General features: G+C 53.0%; 1 protein-coding gene. It reads right to left on the reverse strand.

Translation table 11 applies throughout. The features are described from left to right. Positions 1-322: 322 nt before the first annotated feature. The gene (locus GMST_RS22020; protein ID WP_183356855.1) at positions 323-1,351 is read right to left on the reverse strand and encodes an IS110 family RNA-guided transposase; all 1,029 of its coding nucleotides are present in this window, start codon (positions 1,349-1,351) and stop codon (positions 323-325) included. Positions 1,352-1,468: the final 117 nt, after the last annotated feature.

The raw sequence follows: 1,468 nt of genomic DNA on the forward strand, positions 1-1,468 counted from the left end.
CCCCACTTTGCAAAAGGGGGGACATCCATGATGAGTAATGTCAAGGGGAAAGCGTAGGTTTCCCGTCCTCTCGAAGGATGGCCTTCCAGTGGCTTGGCTGAATGCTGAAGCCAACGGCTCTTTTTGATCTTTTCACGTGGTCTGCAGATCGCTGCGACCAGACATCCATTTGCTGTACAACGGCCATTGCCGCGCCAGTAGATTAAGTTTGGGTGAAACCTGCCGGCCTCGAAACAGAATAATGTGCCACTTAGGGCAAGTCCCCACCTTGGCGAGGTCCGGCAGGAAGATCGGTGAAATCAGCATGTATGTCAAATCCGATTTATGCGGCCTCGGCCTTACAGCTGACTACAAAATCAACTGCGTTTTTGTCGACTGTCAGCAGATAGGTCACAAGCTTGCGCGCCACTGCTAGAGTTGCCCGATTCTTGTTGCCCTTGGCAAGTTCACGCTGGTGAACCTTTGCGAGCTGCGGGTTCCAAATTGGGGCTAGCTTTGCCGCTTCGATAAGCACAGTTTGGAGGTGCTTGTTCCGCTTCTTGGAGATAGGTCCCCTGATCTCTTTCCCCGCAGATTCTTTTTGAGCACTGCACAGCCCGCTGTAGCTGATCGCCTGGCTGATGGAGAATCGATGAGGGTCACCGATTTCCAGTACCCAAGTCAAGGCCGTGACCTCTCCAACGCCCGGTATTGTCACCAGCCTCTCTACGCGGGCTCGAATGAGGTCATTTTCCGTCAGCGCTGCCAGCAGCCTTTTTTGTACTGAACCAAACAGCTCCAGGCTTGCCCTGGAGTACGTTAATAACTCTTTTACCGATGACGGGACATCTTCAACTGATTCCAGCAGTTCGTTGAAATACTTCCTGCCATGGAGTCGTTTCTTCGCATACTGAGCTCCTACCTCCATCAGCAGGCCCGACATCTTGTTCTTCACTGCAGTTGCCATTCGGACGGTGTGGTTCCGGTAGCGCAGAACCCGGCGGAGCTCGCGGATTTCTGCAGGGGCCACGTAGCAGACAGGAAGGAGGTCAACTCGTAGAAGATCACATATCTTCTCAGCATCGGCGCGATCGTTCTTCTTCTTGGCTGCAGTTATCGCTTTAAGCATCTCGGGATGAGCGACAAACAGCTCCTTAGCGTAGGGCTTGAGGAAGTCGTAGACCCAGCCGGTGAACATGGTAGCCTCCATTGCCGCAACCCAAGGTTGCGGCAGGGCTTCTACCCAGGACGACAAGGCCAATCTTGTTGCTGCGACAGTCCCGCGGTCCATGACGGAACCATCAACTGATTTGATGCAGTAGGCGATAATTTTTTTGTGAATATCCAGCCCGATGTAGTAAAGTGCCGCCATGGGAGCCTCCTGTGGTTTGATTCTGGGCGATTTATTCGACCCAGCTGCTTGCTTAGCAAGCTTCTACCACCAGGAGGCTCCCTCTTTCAATTCCCCTCACTCATGCATTTAAACAGG

This window comes from Geomonas silvestris (assembly GCF_014193515.1).
In the GTDB taxonomy this organism is placed as follows: Bacteria; Desulfobacterota; Desulfuromonadia; order Geobacterales; family Geobacteraceae; genus Geomonas; species Geomonas silvestris.